General features: G+C 72.5%; 15 protein-coding genes. 10 read left to right on the forward strand and 5 right to left on the reverse strand.

All coding sequences use genetic code 11. The features are described 5' to 3' along the window. The first annotated feature begins 82 nt into the window (after positions 1–82). The 3 genes from ACFY3U_RS14645 to ACFY3U_RS14655 are packed head-to-tail and all read left to right on the forward strand — an operon-like array spanning position 83 to position 2,822. Positions 83–1,534, forward strand: coding sequence for a PH domain-containing protein (locus tag ACFY3U_RS14645; protein ID WP_387200659.1), 1,452 nt, complete (start codon positions 83–85; stop codon positions 1,532–1,534). Between the two features lie 59 nt (positions 1,535–1,593). Then, positions 1,594–1,998 carry a thioesterase family protein gene (locus ACFY3U_RS14650; protein ID WP_387200579.1) on the forward strand — a complete coding sequence of 135 codons (405 nt, stop codon included), beginning with the start codon at positions 1,594–1,596 and terminating at the stop codon, positions 1,996–1,998. Further along, positions 1,995–2,822, forward strand: coding sequence for an MBL fold metallo-hydrolase (locus tag ACFY3U_RS14655; RefSeq protein ID WP_387200581.1), 828 nt, complete (start codon positions 1,995–1,997; stop codon positions 2,820–2,822). The genes ACFY3U_RS14650 and ACFY3U_RS14655 overlap by 4 nt, the downstream gene beginning before the upstream one ends. Positions 2,823–2,900: 78 nt before the next feature. On the opposite strand, the gene ACFY3U_RS14660 is transcribed toward ACFY3U_RS14655, so the two are convergent. Continuing rightward, positions 2,901–3,833, reverse strand: a complete 933-nt coding sequence (locus ACFY3U_RS14660; RefSeq protein ID WP_387200584.1) for a carbohydrate kinase — start codon at positions 3,831–3,833, stop codon at positions 2,901–2,903. 352 nt (positions 3,834–4,185) lie between these two features. On the opposite strand from ACFY3U_RS14660, the gene ACFY3U_RS14665 reads away from it, so the two are divergent. Beyond that, on the forward strand, positions 4,186–5,319 hold the full coding sequence (locus ACFY3U_RS14665; protein ID WP_387200588.1) for a lytic polysaccharide monooxygenase: 1,134 nt from the start codon (positions 4,186–4,188) through the stop codon (positions 5,317–5,319). 92 nt (positions 5,320–5,411) lie between these two features. Here ACFY3U_RS14665 and asnB read toward each other — a convergent pair whose 3' ends face one another. Next, positions 5,412–7,373, reverse strand: a complete 1,962-nt coding sequence (asnB, locus tag ACFY3U_RS14670; RefSeq protein ID WP_387200591.1) for an asparagine synthase (glutamine-hydrolyzing) — start codon at positions 7,371–7,373, stop codon at positions 5,412–5,414. 110 nt (positions 7,374–7,483) lie between these two features. On the opposite strand from asnB, the gene ACFY3U_RS14675 reads away from it, so the two are divergent. From ACFY3U_RS14675 to ACFY3U_RS14685, 3 genes are all read left to right on the forward strand, one after another. After that, complete coding sequence (locus tag ACFY3U_RS14675) at positions 7,484–8,965, forward strand: aminopeptidase P family protein (RefSeq protein WP_387200594.1); 1,482 nt, start codon at positions 7,484–7,486, stop codon at positions 8,963–8,965. 287 nt (positions 8,966–9,252) lie between these two features. Beyond that, positions 9,253–10,794: a right-handed parallel beta-helix repeat-containing protein gene (locus ACFY3U_RS14680; protein ID WP_387200597.1), complete on the forward strand. Its 1,542-nt coding sequence runs from the start codon at positions 9,253–9,255 to the stop codon at positions 10,792–10,794. A 369-nt stretch (positions 10,795–11,163) separates the two neighbouring features. Further along, positions 11,164–12,789, forward strand: a complete 1,626-nt coding sequence (locus tag ACFY3U_RS14685; protein ID WP_387200600.1) for a hypothetical protein — start codon at positions 11,164–11,166, stop codon at positions 12,787–12,789. A 99-nt stretch (positions 12,790–12,888) separates the two neighbouring features. Here ACFY3U_RS14685 and pulA read toward each other — a convergent pair whose 3' ends face one another. From pulA to ACFY3U_RS14700, 3 genes are all read right to left on the reverse strand, one after another. Next, entirely contained in the window at positions 12,889–18,387 is a 5,499-nt protein-coding gene (gene pulA / locus ACFY3U_RS14690) for a pullulanase-type alpha-1,6-glucosidase (protein ID WP_387200603.1), read from the reverse strand. Between the two features lie 230 nt (positions 18,388–18,617). Beyond that, positions 18,618–19,007: a hypothetical protein gene (locus ACFY3U_RS14695; protein WP_387200606.1), complete on the reverse strand. Its 390-nt coding sequence runs from the start codon at positions 19,005–19,007 to the stop codon at positions 18,618–18,620. A gap of 37 nt (positions 19,008–19,044) precedes the next feature. Beyond that, positions 19,045–19,707, reverse strand: a complete 663-nt coding sequence (locus tag ACFY3U_RS14700) for a hypothetical protein (protein ID WP_387200609.1) — start codon at positions 19,705–19,707, stop codon at positions 19,045–19,047. A gap of 19 nt (positions 19,708–19,726) precedes the next feature. On the opposite strand from ACFY3U_RS14700, the gene ACFY3U_RS14705 reads away from it, so the two are divergent. From ACFY3U_RS14705 to ACFY3U_RS14715, 3 genes are all read left to right on the forward strand, one after another. Further along, positions 19,727–19,921, forward strand: a complete 195-nt coding sequence (locus ACFY3U_RS14705) for a hypothetical protein (RefSeq protein WP_387200611.1) — start codon at positions 19,727–19,729, stop codon at positions 19,919–19,921. A gap of 61 nt (positions 19,922–19,982) precedes the next feature. Then, complete coding sequence (locus ACFY3U_RS14710) at positions 19,983–20,705, forward strand: alpha/beta hydrolase (RefSeq protein WP_387200614.1); 723 nt, start codon at positions 19,983–19,985, stop codon at positions 20,703–20,705. A gap of 773 nt (positions 20,706–21,478) precedes the next feature. Continuing rightward, positions 21,479–22,126, forward strand: a complete 648-nt coding sequence (locus ACFY3U_RS14715) for a C39 family peptidase (protein WP_387200617.1) — start codon at positions 21,479–21,481, stop codon at positions 22,124–22,126. The last annotated feature ends 147 nt before the right edge of the window (positions 22,127–22,273 follow it).

The following is a 22,273-nucleotide window of genomic DNA, read 5'->3' on the forward strand; positions in this document are numbered from 1 at the left end:
CACAGCGGCGACGCACGGGCCGGCCGAGCCGAGGGTGGCACCCCACGGACCGACCGAGCCCACCGCGGCGACGCACGGGCCGATGGAGCCGGCGGTGGCGGCGCCGCAGGGGCGGGCCGATGCGGCCCACGGGCCACAGCCGCAGCCGGAGCCGCGGCAGCGGCTGCACCCGCTCAGCCCGGTGCTGCACGGCGCGAAGTCCCTGGTGGTGGTGATCGCCGGGCTGTCCTGGTCGACGCTGTCCCGGGTGGGGTTCGGCTGGTTCGCCGCGCTGGTCGCCGTGCTGGCCCTGGGCGCCACGATCCTCGCGGTGATCAGCTGGTGGAACACCGGCTACCACGTGGTGGGGCGCGAGCTGCGGATGCACGAGGGGCTGCTGTGGCGGCGCACCCGGGCCATCCCGCTGGAGCGGTTGCAGGCGGTGGAGGTGGTCCGGCCGCTGCTCGCGCAGCTCACCGGGCTGGCCGAGCTGCGGCTGGAGGTGGTCGGCGGCGGCAAGACCGAGGCGCCGCTGGCGTACCTCTCGGTGGCCGACGCCGCCGTGCTGCGCGGTCGGCTGCTGGCCGTCGCCGGCCGGACACCCGGCCGGACACCCGGACGGACGGCCCCGCAGGACGGCGCAGCCGGGGCCGCCGAAGCCGGGCCGGGCGAGGGCGGCGCGGCCTGGGCGGACCGGACCGGGGTGCCGGGTCCGCTCGTACCGGCCGCGACGACCGAACCGGTGGGTGTGCCGCTGCACGCCGTACGCAACCCGGATCTGCTGGTCAGCCAGCTACTCACCCCGCAGGCGTTCCTGCTGCCGGTGGGGCTGGCCTTCGTCGTGGTGCAGTTCCTCTCCGAGGGCTCCTGGTCGTTCATCGCGGTGGCCAGCACGCTGACCGCGATGGCCGGGATCGTCCTGCAACCGGTGCGCCGGGTGCTCGACGACTGGGACTTCCGGCTGGCCCGGGAGGAGAACCGGCTGCGGATCCGCAACGGCCTGCTGGAGACCCGGGTGCAGACCGTGCCGCTGGACCGGGTGCAGGCGGTCGGTGTGACCTGGCCGCTGCTCTGGCGGGTGCGCGGTTGGCTGCGACTGCGGCTGGAGGTGGCCGGCTACTCCGCCGCCGAGCCGGACGACCGGAACCGGCCGGACCGACTGCTGCCCGTCGGCGACCTGCCCACCGGCGAGCGCATCGTCGCCGAGGTGCTGCCGGGGGTGCGGCTGGGCGCACTGTCGTTGACACCCCCGCCGGCCCGGGCGCGCTGGCTGCGGCCGCTCGCCGCCCGCAAGCTCGGCGCCGGCCTGCACGAGCGGGTCTTCGCGGTCCGCTCCGGGCTGCTCACCCGCCAGTTGGCGCTGGTGCCGTACGCCCGGATCCAGAGCGTACGGGTGGTGCAGGGGCCGGCGCAGCGGCGACTGCGGCTGGCCACCGTGCACGCCGACACGGCCGGCGGCGCCGGGGCCGCCGCCCAGGACCGGGACCTGGCCGAGGCGTGGGCGCTCGCCGCGGAGCTGAGCGCCCGCGCGCACGCGGCGCGACTCACCGGCTGACCGCCCGCCGGTTCGGCGGCGGCCGGTCCGGCCGGACGGCGGGGCTCTAGGCTGGGTCCATGCAGGATCGGCCGGAGCACCCGCTGCCGCCCGGGCTCACCGCCCGGGTCGAGCTGACCGTCACAGACGACGACACCGCGCGGGCGGTGGGCTCCGGCGACGTGCCGGTGCTCGGCACGCCGCGGGTGCTGGCGCTGGCCGAGGCGGCCACCGTGGCGGCCCTCGCGGAGCGGATGCCACCCGGCTCGACGAGCGTGGGCACCCGGGTCGAGCTGGACCACCTCGCCGCCACCCCGGTCGGCCGGACGGTGGTGGCCCAGGCCCGGCTCGCCGCCGTCGACGGCCGGCGGCTGGCCTTCGACGTGACGGTCACCGACGGCGCCGAGACAGTGGCGCGCGGCCGGGTGGAGCGCGCGGTGGTCGACCGGGGGCGCTTCCTGGACCGTCTGGCGCGACAGCCGTGATCGCCCGCTTCGTACCTGTCGCCGACGGGGTGCACGTGCTGCGCGAGCCCGAGCTCGCGGTGAACGTCACCCTGGTCGTGGGCGACGGCGCGGCGCTGCTGGTGGACACCCTCTCCAGCGCCGGCCAGGCGGCCGAACTGGCGGCGGCGGCCCGGGCGGTCACCCCGCACCCGTGGACGGTGGTGAACACCCACCACCACTTCGACCACTGCTTCGGCAACGCCGCGCTGGCCGCCGACCCGCCCCGACCGGTGTACGCGCACTCGGCCGCCGCCGCCGCGATGCGCGACCCGGAACGGCTGCGCCGGGCGGCGTACCGGGAGATCCGGGAGGAGCATCCCGCGCTCGCCGCCGAGCTGGCCGACACGGTGCTGCTCGCGCCGACGCACACCGTGGTGCGGGAGACCGTGCTGGACGTCGGGGGCCGTCGGGTGGTGCTGCGCCACCCCGGGCACGGGCACACCGACGCGGACCTGGTGGTGCACGTGCCGGACGCCGACGTGCTGGTCGCCGGTGACCTGGTGGAGCAGGGCGGGCCGCCCGCCTTCGAGGACTCGTACCCGTTGCAGTGGCCGGACACGGTGGCCGAGCTGCTGCGGATGACCACCCCGGCCACGGTGGTGGTGCCGGGGCACGGCGAGCCGGTCGACGCCGGGTTCGTCCGGGAGCAGCACGCCCGGCTGGCCGAGCTGGCCTGGCTGATCCGGGCCGGGCACACGGCCGCCGCCCCGCCGGAGCGGGTCGCCGCCGACTCGCCGTTCGGCGCCCGACCGGGGCTGATCGCCGCCCGCCGCGGCTACGCGGAACTCGACGGCACGGCCTGAGCGCGCCGGCGAGCCGGCCCGCTGCGCGCGTCACCCGGCGGGTGCGGCGCGCAGCGGCCGGCGTGGCGCGCAGCCGCGTCAGGAGGTGAAGCGGCGCAGCACCTCGGCGCGGGTGGGCATGGAGACCGCGCCGCCCGGTGACTCGCAGACCAGCCCGGCCACCCGCAGCGCGAACGCCACCCGCTCGACCCAGCCGGCCGGCTCGGTCGGCTCGCCGTCGACCAGCAGATCGGCCACCAGCGCCGCCATCACCGAGTCGCCGGCGCCGGTGGCGTCCACCGCCCGGACCTTCGGCGCGGGCACCCGTACCGGGTCGGGGCCGGCGGCGACCAGCGCGCCGTCCGCGCCGAGGGTCACCACCACGGTCCCGGCGCCGACCTCCCGCAGGTACGCCGCGACGCCCTCCACCGGCTCGTCCGGCCAGAGCAGCTTGGCGTCGGCTTCGCTCAGCTTGACCAGGTGCGCGGCGGCGGCGAACTCGACCACCACCGCCCGCAGGTCGGCCAGCGCGGTCGGGCCGTCGAGCAGCCGGGGCCGCACGTTGGGGTCGAAGACCCGCAGGCCGGGCGCGATCGACCAGGCCCGGCGGGCGGCCGCCAGCACCGGCGGGCGCAGCAGCACGATCGAACCGCAGTAGAGGACGTCGGCGCTCTCCACCAGGGCGACGTCGAGGTCGTCGGCGGTCATCAGGCCGTACGACGGCGGTTCGCCGTAGAAGCGGAAGTCCGGCTCCGCGCCGGTGTGCGTGGTGACCGCGAGCGTGGTGGGCGCCGGCACGGTGACCGCCCCGGCCAGCCCGACGCCGGCCTGGTCGAGGAAGGCGCGGATCCGGTCGGCCAGCACGTCGTCGCCGAGCGAACCGACGAACTGCGCCGCCGCGCCGAGCCGGGCGACCCCGACGGCGACGTTGAGCGGGCCGCCGCCGATCTCCTGCCGGAACACCGGCCGGCCCTCGCACTCGTCGTCGAGCAGGTCGACCAGCGCCTCGCCGAGCACCACCGCGTATCCCACGTCTTCTCCTCCGGTCGGTGTTGCACCAGGTTGGCACACCGGGTCGAGGACACCGTACGGGGCGCGCGGCGGGGGCGACGGCCGACCACGACGCGTGACCCGACAGGTGACCCGAAATCCATCGATCGACTGCTATTGATTCCGCGACCGGTGTCGTGGTGTGATGACGCTGCCGGAGGGCTGCGGAGGCTGCCGTGCCACCGGTGACGAGTCGGAGCCGACGCGAGGGCAGCGGTCCGTGGGACGGACCGTCCGCGGCGTACGCCTCACCCGGAGGGTGCGCCCGCGATCCCGTATCCGCTCGTCGAGCGGGGCCGGCCGTCGCGCCGCCCCGCGGATCAGGAGAAGTCCCGTGCTCCGTTCCCGTACGGCCGCGTTGCTCACCGCGGCCGCCACCCTCGCCCTCGGCGCGGTCGCGCTGGCGTCCGGTCCCGAACCGGCCGCCGCGCACGGCGCCGCCATGAACCCGGGCGCCCGCACCTACCTGTGTTGGAAGGACGGTCTGAGCAGCACCGGCGAGATCCGGCCGAACAACCCCGCCTGCGCCGCCGCGGTGGCGCAGAGCGGCGCCAACTCGCTCTACAACTGGTTCGGCGTGCTGCGCTCGGACGCCGGCGGCCGGACCGTCGGCTTCATCCCCGACGGCAAGCTGTGCAGCGGCGGCAACCCCGGGTACGCCGGCTACGACCTGGCCCGCACCGACTGGCCGCTCACCCACCTCACCGCCGGCGCCCGGCTGGACTTCCGGTACAGCAACTGGGCCCACCACCCCGGCACGTTCTACTTCTACGTCACCAAGGACAGCTGGAGCCCGACCCGACCGCTGGCCTGGAGCGACCTGGAGGAGCAACCCTTCCTGACCGTCACCAACCCGCCGCAGAGCGGCGCCTCCGGCACCAACGAGGGGCACTACTACTTCAGCGGCACCCTGCCGTCCGGCAAGTCCGGCCGGCACCTCATCTACTCCCGCTGGGTGCGCTCGGACAGCCAGGAGAACTTCTTCGGCTGCTCGGACGTCACCTTCGACGGGGGCAACGGCGAGGTCACCGGGGTCGGCCCGAACGGGTCCCCCACGCCGACCACCCCGCCGCCATCCCCGACCACTCCGCCGCCGTCCCCGACCACGCCGCCGCCGTCCCCGACCACGCCGCCGCCGTCCCCGACCACGCCGCCGCCGCACACCGGTGACTGCATGGCGGTGTACAAGGTGGTCTCCGCCTGGCCGGGCGGGTTCCAGGGCGAGGTCATGATCATGAACCACAGCTCCCGCACTTTTGGCGGCTGGACGGCGAGCTGGACCTGGCCCAGTGGTCAGCAGCTCGGCCAACTGTGGAACGGCACGGCGAGCACCTCCGGCGCGACGGTCACGGTGACCAACGCGGCCTGGAACGGCACGGTGGCGCCCGAGGGCACCACCACGTTCGGCTTCACCGCCGGCTTCACCGGCGCCAACTCACTGCCCACGGTGAGCTGCTCCGGTCGCTGACCCGCTCCCTCACCCCGCACATTCACGAAAAGAGTGGCCTCCGCCCGGGCGGAGGCCACTCTTTTTCGTCAAACAGAGGTACGGGTACGGGGTCAGCGGACCATGGAGCCGACCACGGGCTTGGTGAGCAGGGCGGACTGGTTGCGCTGGATGCCCGGGTCGAGCGTCTTGGCCACGAAGATGGCGTGCCAGACGCAGAAGATCAGCACGGTCCACACCTTGCGGGAGTGGTCGGCCTCCTCCCGCTTGTGCTCGTCGAGCAGCCGCAGCGCGTACGACAGGTCGAGCAGGTCGCCGGCGCCGGAGGTGGAGATGACGTGCCGGGCCCACTCGTACATCTCGCCGCGCAGCCAGACCCGGGTCGGGGTGGGGAAGCCGAGCTTCTTGCGGTTGACGATGGCCGGCGGGACGACGCCCTGCAGCGCCTGGCGCATGGCGTACTTGGTGGCGTCGGAGCGGGGCGGCAGCTTCAGGTCGACCGGAATGCCGGCGGCCACGTTGAACACCTCGCGGTCGAGGAACGGCACCCGCACCTCCAGCGAGTGCGCCATCGAGATCCGGTCCGCCTTGACCAGGATGTCGCCGCGCAACCAGGTGTAGAGGTCGACGTACTGCATCTTGGTGACGTCGTCCAGCTCGGTGCACTCGGCGTAGATCGGCGCGGTGACGTCGGTGTAGCGCACCGAGGGGTCGTAGCGCCGCAGCAGGTGCTGCTTCTCCTCCTCGGTGAACATCCGGGCGTTGCCGTAGTAGCGCTCCTCGATCGGGGTGGTGCCGCGCTCCAGGAAGCTCTTGCCCTTGACGCCCTGCGGGATCGCCTTGGAGACCGCCCGCAGCCCCTTCTGCACGCCACCCGGCAGGCCGTTGACCGTGCCCAGGGAGAGCGGCTCCCGGTAGATCGTGTACCCGCCGAAGAACTCGTCGGCGCCCTCGCCGGAGAGCACCACGGTGACGTGCTCGGCGGCCTTCTTGGCGACGAAGTAGAGCGGGACCAGCGCCGGGTCGGCCACCGGGTCGTCCAGGTGCCAGACGATCTTCGGCAGCGCGTCGATCATGTCCTGCGGCCCGATCTTGGTCGGGATGGTGGTCACGTCGAGGTGCCGGGCCGAGTCCTGGGCCACGTCGATCTCGGAGTAGCCGGGCACGTCGTACCCGACGGTGAAGGTGAGGATGTTCGGGTTGAACTCCCGGGCCAGGGCCACCACGGCGGTGGAGTCGATGCCGCTGGACAGGAACGAGCCGACCGGCACGTCCGAGCGCATGTGCATCCGGACGCTCTCCCGCAGCGTCTCCCGGATGTCGTGGAAGAGCCGCTGCTCGTCGGAGACCGGGGCCGGGCGGAACACCGGGCGGTACCACCGCCGCACGTCGATCCGGCCGCCCGGGGTCCAGGTCAGGAACTCTCCGGAGCCGATCCGGCTGATCCCCTTGTGCAGGGTGCCGGGCTCCGGGACGTACTGCAGGGTCAGGTAGTGGCTGAGGCTGGCCGTGTCGATCCCGGCGTCACCGGCGTAGTTCGAGTGCGCGAAGGGCAGCAGCGCCTTCTTCTCGGACGCCAGGTAGAGGCCGTCCTGGGTCTCCAGGTAGTGCAGCGGCTTGATGCCGAAGTAGTCCCGGGCGCCGAACGCGCGGCGCTCCTGCCGGTCCCAGATGACGAAGGCGAACATCCCGCGCAGCCGGCTGAGCACCTGCTCACCCCAGTAGTGGTAGCCGGCGACGATCACCTCGCCGTCGCCCGCGGTGGCGAACTGGGCGCCGAAGGTGCGGACCAACTCGTCCCGCAGCTCGATGTAGTTGTAGATCTCGCCGTTGAAGGTGAGCAGGTAGCGGCCGCCGGCGTAGGGCAGCGGCTCGTGGCTGGACGCGACGTCGATGATCGCCAGCCGCTTGTGCGCGAAGACCCCGTCCGCGTACTGGCCGGTGGCGTCGCCGACGACCTCCACCCCTGTCTCGTCCGGTCCGCGGTGGTGCAGGCATTCCAACGCCCCCGCGATGTGGTCGCGGTGGGCGGCGGCGTTGCCGTTCGCGCTGAAGAAGGCCAGGAGTCCGCACATGGTGGTCATCTTTCCACGCGGGCGAAGCGCCCGTCGCGGCACCGCAGGCACTCCGGTCCGCCGCGCTCGGGGTACCGTCGGGGCCAGCGTAGAGGCGGAGGGAGCGCGGCATGACGGAGGAGAAGACGGGCGGAAAGCCGGCGGACGGCACCGAGTCGCACGACCCGGACTTTCCGGAGGCGTTCCTGACCTTCATGCGCCAGGGCTGGCGGGACACCACCCTGCCGGTCGGCCCCCGCCCGGAGGTACCCAACCACGCCAAGCGCCGGGCCGCGCTCTCCGCGGCCTTCCCGGGCGAGACGCTGGTCATCCCCACCGGCACCGAGAAGGTACGCGCCAACGACACCGACCACCCGTTCCGGCCGGGCAGCGACTTCGCGTACCTGACCGGCGACCACGATCCGGACAGCGTGCTGGTGATGCGGCCGAACGGCTCCGGCCACGACGCCACGCTGTTCATGCGCCCCCGCTCGTCCCGGGAGACCGACGAGTTCTTCCGCAGTCGGCACGGCGAGCTGTGGGTGGGGCGGCGGCACACACTCACCGAGAAGTCGACCGAGCTGGGCCTGCCCACCGAGGACCTGACCGAGCTGGACGAGGCGCTCGCCGGGCTGGCGCCGGGGCGTGCCCGGGTGCTGCGCGGTTTCGACCGCACGGTGGACGCGGCCGTGCGGCCGTGGGACGGCGCCCGCGAGGAGGGCCAGCCGGCCCGCGACCGGGAGCTGGCCATCGCCATCTCCGAGCTGAAGCTGGTCAAGGACGAGTGGGAGATCGCCCAGCTCCAGGAGGCCTGCGACGCGACCGTACGCGGCTTCGAGGACGTGGCCCGGGCCCTGCCGGCCGACCGGGGCGTCTCGGAGCGGCTGCTGGAGGGGATCTTCGCGCTGCGCGCCCGGCACGACGGCAACGACGTCGGGTACGGCTCGATCGTCGGCGCGGGCGAGCACGCCACGATCCTGCACTGGGTGCACAACCACGGCGCCACCCGCCCGGGTGAGCTGCTGCTGATGGACATGGGCGTGGAGAACCGCAACCTCTACACCGCCGACGTGACCCGGGTGCTGCCGGTCGACGGCCGATTCACCCCGCTGCAGCGCCAGGTCTACGACGCGGTGTACGCCGCCCAGCAGGCCGGCATCGACGCGATCAAGCCGGGCGTGGCGTTCCGCGACGTGCACCTGACCTCGATGCGGGTGCTGGCCGAGGCGCTGAAGGACCTCGGCCTGCTGCCGGTGAGCGTGGACGAGGCGATGGATCCGGCCTCCACGGTCTACCGCCGGTGGACGCTGCACGGCACCAGCCACATGCTCGGCATCGACGTGCACGACTGCGCCAACGCCCGCAAGGAGACCTACCGGGACGGCCCGCTCGGCGAGGGCTACGTGCTGACCGTCGAGCCGGGGCTCTACTTCCAGCCGGAGGACGAGCTGGTCCCCGCGGAGCTGCGCGGGATCGGCGTCCGGATCGAGGACGACATCCTGGTCACCGCGACCGGCTCGGTGAACCTCTCGGCGGGGCTGCCGCGCCGTTCCGACGAGGTGGAGACCTGGCTCGCCGAGCAGCGCGAGGCGGGTCCCCGCCTGCCCGGCTGAGCCACCCGTGCCCTCGGGGGCCCTTCCGCGACGCCTGTCGCCGGAAGGGCCCCTTTGTCGTGGGCGGCCCGGGCCGGGGCGCTCCGCCCGTCCTGCACCGCAAAGTGGGGTTCTCTCGCGTTTGACCTCTTAGTGAGGAAGCTTCTCATACGGTGTGGATAACGAGCTGCAACCTATTTGTAGCCGGTCGCGCCGGTTCGTGAGGTGCGACCCCGTCTGGTAGCAGGAAAGGGCGGAAGGCTCTGATGTCCAACGACGTAACGACTCCCTACGGCGGAGCCCCCCGGGTGCCTCCGTCGTCGCGGCGGCGCAAGCTCTGGGTCGCCACCGGCGTGGCCGGACTGACCGGCGTCGTCGGTCTGGCGGCACTCGGCGGGCTGGCCGCCCGCAACGACAAGTCCGACGACGCGCAGCGGACCGCTGGCGCCCAGCAGAACGTCAGCGACGCCGGCAGGCCGACCGAGCAGCAGGGGCCCGCCGACAAGGCGGCGGACGACCGGTCCGACGCGTCCTGGAGCGGCCCGGACGGCAAGGCCGGCCCGGACGGCAAGGCCGGCCCGGACGGCAAGGCCGGCCCGGACGGCAAGGCCGGCCCGGACGGCAAGGCCGGCCCGGATCGCAAGGCCGGCCCGGATCGCGGCGGCCGCGACGAGGCCCGGCGGGTGCCGTGCAACACCGACAAGCTCATCGAGGCGATCGTCCGGGCCAACGCCAACAACGGCGCGACGCTGGAGCTGGCGAAGAACTGCACATACGAGCTGACCCGCAGCCAGGACGGCAGCGGGCTGCCGACGATCTACCAGCCGATCACCATCCGGGGTGAGCACTCGACCATCACCCGGGCGGCCACCGCCGCGCAGTTCCGGATCTTCACGGTCGCCGCCGGCGGCCGGCTGGACCTTTGCGACGTGACCGTCAAGGGCGGCCAGAGCCTCGTCCCGGCGATGGCAGCGGCACCGCTGGCGCCGCCGCCGTTCAGCCCCGACGGTGGCGCGCTGTTCGTGGCGGCCGGCGGCAGCGCCCACCTCGACCGGACGAGCTTCGTCAACAACTCCTCGTTCGGCAACGGCGGGGCCGTCGCCAACGAGGGCAACACCACCGTCGAGCACAGCACGGTGGAGCGGAACATCGCGCTCGGCGGCGGTGGCGGGCTCGCCAACTCCGGTCGCGGCGTGCTCCGGATCGGCGACTCCAAGATCCTGCACAACTCCGCCAACGGCGGCGGGGGCGGCGGGGTGCTGAACCTCGGCGGCACGGTGGTGTTCACCAAGAGCGCCGTCGACAACAACCGCACCAGCGGCAGCGGCGGCGGCCTGCACAGCGCCGGCGGCTTCGTCGAGGCGGACGGGACCGGCTTCGTGGAGAACACCGCCGGCGACAACGGCGGCGGCATCCGGCTGACCGCGGGCACCAGCGGGGCGTCCGCCCGGCTGCGGCACGTCGCCCTGGTGCAGAACACGGCGGCGGACAACGGCGGCGGCCTGAGCAACGAGCTCAGCGACGCGGTCGTCGAGAACAGCGAGATCAAGGCCAACGTGGCCGGCGGTATCGGCGGCGGGGTGAACAACCTCGGCGTCGGCTCCACGCTGACGCTGCGGGACACCGAGCTGACCGCCAACCAGGCGGCCAACGGCGGCGGCCTGGTCAACAACGGCGGCACCGTCACGCTGACCCGCACCAAGGTCACCTACAACACGGCGGTGCTGCCCACCGGCATCGGCGGCATCCTCAACGTGCCCGGAGGCACGGTCACGCTGGACGCCAAGACGGCGGTGGCGGCGAACCGTCCCACCAACTGCGGGGGCACCGTACCCGGGTGCTTCGGCTGATCCACATAGATCGAGGGCCCCTCCGGTCGCGGTCCGCGACCGGAGGGGCCCTTACCCGTACGGCGGCCGGCACGCCGGGCACGTAGGGCCCGGCCCCGCGTACGCCGCGGGCGGGATCATCCCCCGACGGCCCGGAGCTGCGCTGATGCGCCGCATGACGGTGGTACGGCGGCCTTCGGGCGATGCGTCCGACAAGCCGCTTGCCCTCCGGAAAACGTGTATCTAATGCGGGTTTTCCTCGGATACGCCCGCATGGCGAAGAACATTCTCATACCGTCTGTTTCGGGAGCTACAACCGATTTGTAGCAGGGGACGACCGCCTGAGGGGTGGCGACCCTGTCTGGTACGAGGAGAGGGCAGAGAGCTCCGATGTCCAACTACCTAACGAACAACGAAGCCTCCGAGCGGGCTACGGCGGGCAAGAGCCGCTGCAAGCTCTGGCTCGCCAGTGGCGTTGCCGGGTTGACGGGTGTGGTCAGCCTCGCTGCGATCGGTGTCGCCGGCAGCGCCGGGGCGGTCGGGGCGAGCGGCCTGAAGTGGAACACCGCCCAGGTCAGCAAGGACGGCGGCCACGGCCGCGGCGACGAGGGCCGCAACCCGGGCGACAAGGGCAAGGACGACAAGGGCAAGGATCGCGGGAAGGAGGTGCCCTGCGACTCGGACAAGCTGATCCAGGCGATCGTCTTCGCGAACAGCCGCGACGGCGGTGTGCTGGACCTGGCCAAGGGCTGCACCTACAACCTGACCCGCAACCAGGACGACAACGGCCTGCCGGTGATCACCGAGCCGATCACGCTGCGAGGCGATCACACCACGATCGTCCGGGACGCCACCGCCGAGTACTTCCGGATCCTCAACGTCGGCAGCGGCGGGCACCTGACGCTGAAGGGCCTGACCATCAAGGGCGGCCAGACCACCGAGCTGTTCGACACGGTCGCCGCGGAGTCGGTCTGGGCAGCCTACTCGGACTCCCAGGCCCTCCAGGCCAAGGTGAAGGCCGGCACCCCGCTGGCCCAGGCCCTGGCCGCACGGGGGGCCAACCCGAAGGCCGGGCTGGCGCCCGCGCCCAAGGTGAAGGCGAAGACCCAGGCGGGCGTCGTGACGCCGCTGGTCGAGGAGCCGGGTGAGAACGACGGCGCCGGCATCCTGGTGCAGCCGGGCGGCACCGCGGACATCGTGGAGTCGGAGATCCTGCTCAACCAGTCCGGCGGCAACGGCGGCGGCCTGGCGAACTTCGGCACCACGAAGCTCTACCACAGCACGGTCGCGAAGAACACCGCCTTCTTCTTCGGTGGCGGCATCTTCAACGCCGGCCTGCTCACGGACGAGGAGGGCGGGGTCAAGGACAACACCGCCAGCATCGCCGGCGGCGGCATCGCCAACGGTGCGGCGCGGATCTTCCGCGACGACATCGACGGCGGCACTGTGCAGCTCAAGAAGGTCGAGATCAGCGACAACGAGACCCTCGGCTTCGGCGGCGGCCTCCTCGACCTCGAGGGCAACACCACCGTGGAAGACTCCAAGATCACCTCGAACACCGCGGTCATCGCCGGCGGCGGTATCGCGGCGGCGGAGAGCCAGCTGAACCTGCGCCACACGCTGGTGGCGAAGAACAGCAGCGCCGGTGCCGGCGGCGGCCTGGCCATCGCCTTCGACAGCGCGGTCACCGTCGAGCAGAGCGCGATCAAGGAGAACACCACCGGGTTCTTCGGTGCTGGCCTGTTCGACGTGGACAGCACGATCACGCTGCGGGAGACCGAGGTCGCCGCGAACCGGGCCGCGCCGCTGGGCGTCGGTGGCGGCATCTTCGACCTCTTCGGCGAGGTCCACCTGTCGAAGTCGAAGGTCACCCAGAACGTGTCGACCTTCGCGCCGGGCGGTGTCTTCACCTTCTTCGGTGAGATCACCGTGGACGACAAGTCCGCGGTCACCGCGAACCGTCCGACCAACTGCCTGGCGATCCCGGGCGGCACCATCACCAACTGCTTCGGCTGACCGGTGACGGTGACGTGCGGCCGGTGACGGCGGCACGGACGAGCAGGAAACGGATCGGCCCCCTTCCGCGACACGCGGAAGGGGGCCGATCCCCGTGCGCTACCGCTGGACGAAGACCGCCACGCTGCGCGCCGGCACCGTGAAGGTGCCGCCGGCCCGGTCGAACGAGGCCGTCCGGAGCACCGGGTCGGCCGAGTTCACCAGCACCGGGTGCAGCGCCACGTCGGCGCCCCGCAGGCCGGTCACGGTCTGCTTCGCCGTCGTCGGCGTGCCGTTGAAGACCACGGTCACCGACTTCCACTTCCCACCCAGGCCGCGCGCGTCCAGGGTCATGGTGAGCACGCCCGGCGTCTCCTGCGCGCCGGAGAGCGGGAAGGAGACCCGCTGCTGCACCTGGCCGGCGGTGGCCAGCCCGAACACCGGCGAGGACTCCCGGATCCGCAGCAGCTCCGCGTACCGGGCGTCGGCCAGGTCGATCGCCGCGCAGTCCGGCACCAGCTTCTCATCGGCCAGCAGCGGCTTGGCGTACGGCCACTTGTCCTTGTTGTCCTGCTCCGGCGGGAGGCCGGCGCCGAAGCCGTTGCCCTGGGCGCAGTCCCAGCGGATCTGGTTGAACCAGTCACCGGAGTTGAACGAGTTGCGGTCCAGCGACTTCGAGCGCAGCCGCTCGGAGCCGGCCGTCACGAACCCGGTGCCCTGCCCGAGCGCGGTGGTGGACAGGGCCAGTACCTGCATCCGGGCCCGGTCCGCCGCTGAGGTGCCCTGCGGCAGCTTGTACGCCAGCGCGTCATACAGGATCTCGTTGTCGTGCGCGTCGACGTAGGTGACCGCCTCGCCCGGCGCGGCGGTGTAGCCGGCCGGCGCGCCGTTGTAGTCCACCTGCGCGCCGGTGACCTGCCGGCCCGCGGAGTCGGTGAACCGGTACCCGCGCAGGTTGCCGGTGAGCCCCACCTTGATCAGGTCCTGCGAGTGCAGCAGCCGGGCCTTCTGCTCGGCCGCCGTGCCGTTGACCGGGTCGCCGTTCGGGTCGGTGTAGAGGCCGGACGCGAAGCCCTGCACCCGCGGGTTGCCGTCGAACGGGCCGCCGCCGCGCACCGCGTCGCGGAGCCGGTCGTTGAAGGTGCCGATTCCGGTGCCGGCCATGTTGGCCTGGGTGGCCTGCACGAACCGGGCGTCGTTGGCGACCTCGCCGAAGTTCCAGCCCTCGCCGTACAGCATGATCTTCCGGCCGTCGACGCCGTCGCGGGCGACGGTGAGCTTGTCCAGCGCGGCCCGGACGGCCAGGATGTTCGCCTTCGGGTGGTGGCCCATCAGGTCGAACCGGAAGCCGTCCACCTTGTACTGCTTGGCCCAGGTGACCAGCGAGTCGACCACCAGCTTGCCCATCATGGCGTGCTCGGGGGCGGTGTTGGCGCAGCAGGTGGAGTTGGCCACAGTGCCGTCCTCCAGCAGCCGCTGATAGTAGCCGGGCACCACCTGGTCGAGCACCGACTTCGGATCGGTGCCGGCGGCCGAGGTGTGGTTGTAGACCACGTCCATCACCACGCGCAGGCCGGCCTGGTTGACCCCGGCGACCATCTGGCGGAACTCGGTGGTCCGCTTCGCCCCGGCCGGGTCGACGGCGTAGCCGCCCTCCGGCACGGTGTAGTGCAGCGGGTCGTAGCCCCAGTTGTAGCCGTCGGAGTCGGCCACCGCCGTGACGCACGCCTGCTGCTGGTCGGAGTCCGCCGGCAGCTTGGCCAGGTCACAGGCGGGCTGCTTCTGGTCGGCCCGCTGCTCGGGGATGGTGGCGAAGTCGAACGCCGGCAGCAGGTGCAGGTAGTTGACGCCGGCGTCGCCGAGCGCCTTGAGGTGCTTCATCCCGGCCGTGTTCGGGTCGGTGAAGGCGAGGAAGGTGCCCCGCTTCTCGGCGGGCACGGTGCCGTCGGCCATCGAGAAGTCCCGCACCGACAGCTCGGAGATCTGCGCCTTGGACGCCGGCACCGCGGCCGGCTTGCGCAGGTTCGCCCAGCCGGCCGGGGCCAGCGACGGGTCGGCCAGGTCGACGATCTGGCTGTGCGTCGAGTCTGGCGCGAGGGCCACCGAGTACGGGTCGGTCACCGAGGCGGTGACCACCTTCTGCGCCGCCGGCTGCCACGCCTCGACCTGGTAGCGGTAGTACTTCCCGGTCCAGTCCCGCCCGCCGCGCACCGACCAGACGCCGGTCCGGTCGTTGCGGCTCATCGCCACCGTCCTCGGCTCGGCCGAGGGCGAGTCGAACAGCTGCAGCGCCACCTTCCGGGCGGTGGGCGCCCAGACGGCCAGCGTGGGCACCCGCCCGGCGAAGGTCGGGCCGAGCTTCGCGGCGGTGGCCCGGGAGTAGACGTCGTCCAGCACGCCGGGGATCTGCACCCCGGTCGCGCCGAGCAGCGCGCCCGCCGCGTCCCGCTCGGTCACCACGAGCTGGCCGCGCAGGGCGGCCGGCACCTTGGCCAGGTCGGCGCGGTCCAGGGTGAAGGAGCGGTAGGACCACAGGTGCGGCCAGGCAGCGCGCTGGGCCTCGGTGAGCCCGTTGCGCTGCGCCCGCAGCGGCAGCGTGGTGTACGTCCCGGACAGCTCCCCGTCGGCGATGGTCAGCCCACCGGCCGGGGCGGCCACCAGGGCGTACGACTTGCCGTCGGTCGGGCCGGTGGCCCAGGCGACGGTGGACCGGTCGATCCACTGCGCCTTCTGCTTGGTGATGTCCAGGTCCCGCGCGGGGCCGGAGGAGCTGGGCGGCAGCAGCCGACCCTTGACCCCGGCGAGCAGCCACACCTCGTGGCCGGCGCTGGCGAAGTCCAGCCGCTGGTCGTCCGGCTGATCCTTGGCGTCGCCGTTGTGGATGATGTAGTTCAGCCCGGTCGCCCCGGCTGCCAGCGGCACCCGGAACAGCGCACCGTACGCGTCGATCTTCTCCGGCTTGAGCGGGTTGGACCACTCGGTCGGGTTGGCGGCGCCGTCCCAGAGGTGCAGGCCCCAGCCGGCGTAGTCGTTGTCGGCCTTGCGCCAGTGGATCAGCGCGGTGCCCTGGTCGACGGCCGGGTCGGGCTGGCCGGTGGCGGCCTGCCGGGTGGGGTAGAGCGTCGGGTCGCCCTGCTTGACCCAGACCTCGCCGGTCTGCGTCACGTCGATGGTGCGGTCGTTCGCGACGTCCTTGTTCCCGTCCTTGTCGACCACCAGGAAGCCGACCGACTTGGCGCCCGGCTTGAGCTTCACCCAGGCGAACCGGCCGTAGGAGTCCTCACCGGCGAACGGCTGCCCTTTGGGCCACTCGGTCACGTACGCCGGGTCGATGTCGCCCCAGGCGTAGAGCCCCCAGTCGTCGTACCCGCCCGCCGGACGCTGGTAGTGCACCACCGCCCAGTCGCGGGCGGCGCCCTGCGCGGGCGTACCGACCACGCCGGTGCTGCGGGTGCTGGCGGTACGCCCCTTGCCGTCGCGGACCACGGCCTTGTACTCCACCTTCGTGCCGCCGGCCAGGCCGGTCAGGTCGTGGTAGACGGTGTACGGCGCGGTGTGCGCGGTGCCCAGCAGCGTCCACTTCCCGCCGGGAACCCGGGCGGCGAAGGTGACGGTGGCCAGCGGGTCGCCGGTCACCTGGGCGGTGACGGCGGTCTTGGTGGCGACCGGCTCGGCGCCCGGCTGGGTGAGGGTGATGCCCGGGGCCGAGCCGGCCTGGGCGATCGGCTTGGCCGCCTTGAGCACCACGGCCGACATGGCCGGCACGGTGACGCTCAGCTTGCCGTCGGCGCCGGCGGTCGTGGCGGTCGCCCCGCCGTAGATGCCGGCGAAGGCGGTGCCCGCCGACCAGGTGTCCACGGAGACGGTCTGGGCGGTCGCCGCGTTGTTCACGGCCACCACGTACTCGGTGCGGTCGGCCGGGGAGATCCGGGAGACGGCGAAGACGCCGGCGCCGTCGGCCGCGTACCGGGTGACCTGGACGCCGTCGCGCAGGCCGGGGTTGGCCTGGCGCAGCTTGCCCAGCTCCGCGATGGTGCGGTAGAGCGGGTGCCTGGTGTCGTACTGGTCGCTGGCGTGGGTGCGGGTGGTGCCGATCAGGTCGTCGTCGAGGTAGTCGGCCGTCTTGGTGGCGAACATGTCCTGCCGGGCGTCCTTGTCCCCGCCGGGGCCGGTGAAGCCCTGCTCGTCACCGGAGTAGACGACCGGCTGGCCGCGGGTGAGGAACATCAGCTGGTGGGCGAGCTGGTCGCGCTTGAGCTGGGTGGCGTCGTCCCCGCCGGCGGCCGCGATGAACGAGCCGATCCGGCCCATGTCGTGGTTGCCGAGGAAGGTGGTCAGCCGGTTGGCGCCGGTGTCCCGGGCCGCGTACAGGTCGTCCTTGGCGTACATGTCGGCGAGCGCCTTGGCGGAGCCGTCAGCGGCGGTGTAGCCGCGCGCGGCCTCCTGGAAGGAGAAGTCCAGGGTGGCGGGCAGGCCGCCCTGCCGCACGTACGTCGACTCGATCTCCTGATCGGCGCTGTAGACCTCGCCGAACATGAAGAAGTCCTTCTTGCCGGCCCGGTCGGCGGCCTGCTTGATGCCCCGGCTGAACTGCGGCCAGAAGTCGAGGTTGACGTGCTTGACGGTGTCCAGCCGGAAGCCGTCCACGTCGGTGCTGCCGATCCAGTCCCCGTACGCCTTGGTCAGGCCCTTCACCACCTCGGGCCGCTCGGTCCACAGGTCGTCCAGGCCGTAGAAGTCACCGTACTCGCTGTTCTCGCCGGCGAAGGTCGAGTCACCGCGGTTGTGGTACATCGTCGGGTCGTTCAGCCAGGCCGGGACCTTGACCTTCGCGTCCGCGGCGTTGGCGAAGACCGGCGTGTACGGCCCCGCGTCCTTGTTGACCGCCGGGAACTTCCGGCTGCCGTCGGCGTAGTTGCGGTCCTCGAACGCCCGCCCCTGCGCGTCGACGTACGGCGAGGTCTTCTTGTCGACGTACGCGTACTTGTTCTCGGCGTACTTGATGACGTCGGCGGTGTGGTTGACGATCACGTCGAGGTAGACCTTGATCCCCCGCTGGTGGGCGAGCTTGACCAGCCTGCGCATCTGCTCGTTGGTGCCGAAGTGCGGGTCGACCTGGGTGAAGTCGGTGATCCAGTAACCGTGGTAGCCGGCGGAGACGTCCGCCCCGCTGCCCTGCACCGGCCGGTTCTTGAAGATCGGGGCGAGCCAGATGGCGGTCGTGCCCAGGCCTTGGATGTAGTCCAGCTTGTCGATGACGCCCTTGAGGTCGCCGCCGTGGTAGAAGCCCTTGTCGGTCGGGTCGAGCCCGGTGCGCAGCCGGTCGCCGGTGAGGCCACCGGTGTCGTTGCGCTTGTCGCCGTTGGCGAACCGGTCCGGCAGTACGAAGTAGAACTGCTCGGCGCGGGACTGGCCGGTGCCGGCCTTGAGCAGCGCCTCGGTGGACGGCTCGGCGCCCCACTGGGCGGCGCCGGCGGCGGCGAGGGTGTCGACGGTGGACGTGCGGTCGATCTGGTCGGCACCGAGCTGGTGGACGGCGACCGGGACGCCGACGAGGGCGAGGGTGAGGGTGGCGAGCAAGGCGAGCAGGGCCTTGGCGGATAGCGGCGGGGGTTTCATCGACGGCCTTCCGTTGGTCGCTGATTCGCCCGCACGCTAACCGCTGCCGAAACATTCTGCAATACCTTGCAAACCAAGTCGTAATGTTGCGGCTATCTTGCAAACCTCTCGGTGCGGTGGCTTGCGTCACGGCCGCCACCAGCCCCGGTTTCACGGCCCGGCGCAGGCGGGCTCGCCGGCACGCCGGTCGGCCCGCGCGCCGGCGCCGCTTCCGGCGCCGACCGCGGCGGTCACGCCGTCCGGATGACGGTGCAGATCGCGGGGCCGTCGTCGGTGGCCCGCAGCAGGTACCGGTAGCGCTCGCCGGAGACCGCATGGCCCGTGCTGTCCAGGAACTCCCACTGCACCGCGACCATGGTCAGCAGCGCGGACATCGGCTCGACGTCCTCGATCAGGGCGTTCGCCGCGACCAGCCCGCGCTCCTGGTAGTCCGGTGCCGCGCCGAGGAAGGAGAGCGCGACGGCGGCCATCGTGCTGAACGAGAAGCTGTACGTGTCGGCGACCACCAGGCCGGGCAGCGCGTAGCAGCCGGCGATGGCCGGCAGGTCGCCGGCGGTGAGCGCCACGCCGTACCGGTCGAAGAACTCGGACAGCGTGTCGAGGTCGGTGGAGGCTCTCACGCGGTGACCAATTGCCGGGGCACCGACTCGGCAAACCTCAGCGGGGCGGGATGCGCACCTCGATCTCGGCGCCGAGCCGGGCGGCGCCGGTCAGCCCGAGGTCGTCGCCGCTCCAGAAGCGACCCGGGTCGTACCAGTTCGGACGCCGGCCGGCCGGAAGCAGGCCCATCGCCTGGTAGGTCACCGCGACCACCTCGGCGCAGTACGCGGTCTCCAGCGCCCGGTCCGACACCGGCGCACCGGACCGTTCACCCCGCCCGGGCACGGGCAGCCGCACCTGCGGCACCCGGCCCCGGGCCCAGCGCCAGGCCAGTTGGGCGGTGGAGGGGAAGGGTGTGCCGTCGAGCCGGGCCACCGTCTGCAGCACCGCCTGCTCCATGGCGGCGTCCGCCGGCGGGTCGAGCTGGCGCAGCCAGCCCCGCTGGCCGTACCGGTTGGCCCAGACGCAGACCGCGTCGCGCAGGTCGTGCAGCTGCACCCCGCGCTGATGGGTCCCGGTCCACATGTCCGGCAGCGACCGGCCCAGCTCGGCGTGCCACATCAGCGGCGGCATGTCGTCCAGCACCAGCGCCATGCCGACGTGGTTGACCGGGCTGTTGGTGGTGAACTGGATGGCCCGGTCCGGCACGCTGCGGCCGCGGAACACCCACAGGTCCCCGGTGCGGGTCAGGTCGACGGCCTCGTCCAGGCTGATGCTCATGAGCGTCTACCCTAGGCCGATGCGGCAACGAGTGCGGTGGTGGAAGGTCCTCGGGTTGGCTGGACTGGCCGGGGTGGCGGCCTCCGGCGTGGTCATCGCGCGCGCCGAGCGGCGCCGCCGGGCGTACACCCCGGAGGAGATCCGGGCGCGACTGCGGGAGCGGCACGCGCAGGCCGCCACGGGCGGCCCCGCCCCCGCCGACGACCCGGCCTGAGCGTCCGCTGTGGACCAGCAACGGGGCGGCTGACCAGGCGCATAGCGGTTAGCATCGGACGATGACGTCACCCATGGCGAAACCATTCGTGCTGTCCCCGCCCGCCGCTCCGGTCGAACGACACGGCTCGGTCGACCTGCACCTGCCGGCCGGCGACGGGCCCTTCCCCGCCGTCGTGGTGCTGCACGGCGCCCCCCTGCCGCCCGGCACGCCCGACTGCCGCGACATGCCGGTGTTCCGCGGCTACGGCGCTCTCCTGGCCGAGCAGGGCGTGGTCGCCGGCGTGGTGAACTACCGGGTGGAGGACATCGCGCAGCTTCCGGCCACCGCGGACGGCATCGCCGCGATGGTCGAGCAGGTCCGCGCGGACCCCCGGGTCGACGGCGACCGGGTGGCGCTCTGGTTCTTTTCCGGCGGCGGCCTGTTCACCGGCGACTGGCTGCGCGACCCTCCGCCGTGGCTGCGCGCCATCGCGCTGACCTACCCGCTGCTCGTTCCTTTCCCCGAGTGGGGCGTCGAGGACAAGCGCTTCCTGCCGGTCGAGGCGCTGGGTGGTACGGGCCGGGTGCCGGTGGTGCTGACCCGGGCCGGCCAGGACATGCCGCTGGTGCTGGCGAGCATCGAGGCGTTCCTGACCGCCGCCGAGCGGGTCGACTGGCCGGTCCAGGTGCTGGAGGTACCGGACGGCGGGCACTCCTTCGACCTGCTCCTGCCGACCGAAGAGTCCCGACAGGCCATCCGCACCGCCCGGGACGCCGTGGTCGCCCTGCTGCGCGCCGACTGACCCACCGGCTTCACTCGCTCGCGGCCGGGGCGCGAGGCATGCGTCTCCGATGCGCGGCCGTCCTCGAGTATGGCCGCCGCCGGGCGCCCGGCCCGTCTGGGGGCGGGATCCCATCCGGACGCGGCGCCGCCGGAACATGCGGCCTCCGGGCACCCACGCCCTCGGTGGCGGGTGCCCATCCGGACGCTACGAACTTGATGACGTGGACGAATCAGGGCGTCCATCGGTCCGCGCGATCGGGTACGCCTCAACGGCATGTGTGGGGTGCATCTGGTCGCCGTGGCACGGTCGATCATGAACCGCCGATGGACTGCCCGCGTGGGCGCGAACCGCACCACCGGCGGCGAGCCGGTCCCACGTGCGGTATGCGGCGGTGATGCCGTTTACGTCATCAAGTTCGTAGCGTCCGAGCCGAGTGCCCTGCGCCCCCGGCGACGTCTGGGCTGACGGGGTGAATGTCCGGATCGCGGCTGGCCTCCATTGGCTGGACGTCCGGTTTGACCTGCGGGATCCCGTGGCCGGCGCCACCCCCACCACGGAATCCGCCCGGGGGTCGAGGCGTTGTACATGGCACACCGCGCCGAACCCCAGCGCGACCCCCGGCACCCCCGAGGCCGGGGCCCACCCCCACCGGGAATGGCCCACCGCCCGAGCCGGTTACACCCCCGGACCGCCCGAGCAGGCCGAGCCGCCGGGCACCAAGACTTCCCCCTTCGCCCCGCACCCACCCCCCGGGTGCGACGGGCAACCCCCGACCAGAGGAGCACGCCATCATGCGTACCGATCTGATCCGCAAGACCGTCCTGACCGCCGCCGGCATCGCCGCCACCACCACCGGCATCGCCGGCCCCGCCATCGCCGCTCACGCCGCCCCCAGCACCCCCACCGCGGTGCAGGCCGACCGCAAGGGCAACGGCGAGCGCGAGCTGAAGGTCGACTACGAGGCGCAGCCGAACTTCTACTACTGCGGTCCGGCCGCGACGCGTAACGCCCTGTCCGTGCAGGGCAAGAACATCGACGTCGACGCGATGGCCAAGGAGATGGGCACCACCGAGGACGGCACCAACAGCATCAACGACATCACCCCGGTGCTGAACAAGGAGACCGGCCGCAACGCCTACCACAGCACCGAGCTGCCGGCCGACAAGGTCGACGGCAAGCGCGTCGACCAGCTGCGCGCCGACGTGGTGCGGGCGGTGGACGACGGCCGGGCCGTGGTGGCCAACATCGCCGGCACCGCCACCGACACCGACGGTGTCACCCACTCCTTCGAGGGTGGCCACTACATCAGCGTCGTGGGCTACAAGGACAACGGCAAGGTCGTCACGATCGCCGACTCGGCCAACCCGGACCAGGCCTCCTACCGGATCGACGTGGACGCCCTGGCCCACTGGATCGTTAGCCGCGGCTACAGCTCCTGACCGACCGGCACGACACGTAGCCGTACGCACGAGAAGGGCCCGACCCCCACGCGCGGATTCTCGGGGTCCTCGCAACACCTGATGGCTTAGGTGGTCGTCAGTAGATCACGCAGGCGCTCGGCTGGGGTTCGCCAGCCGAGCGTTTTG

Source organism: Micromonospora sp. NPDC000089, assembly GCF_042899365.1.
In the GTDB taxonomy this organism is placed as follows: Bacteria; Actinomycetota; Actinomycetes; order Mycobacteriales; family Micromonosporaceae; genus Micromonospora.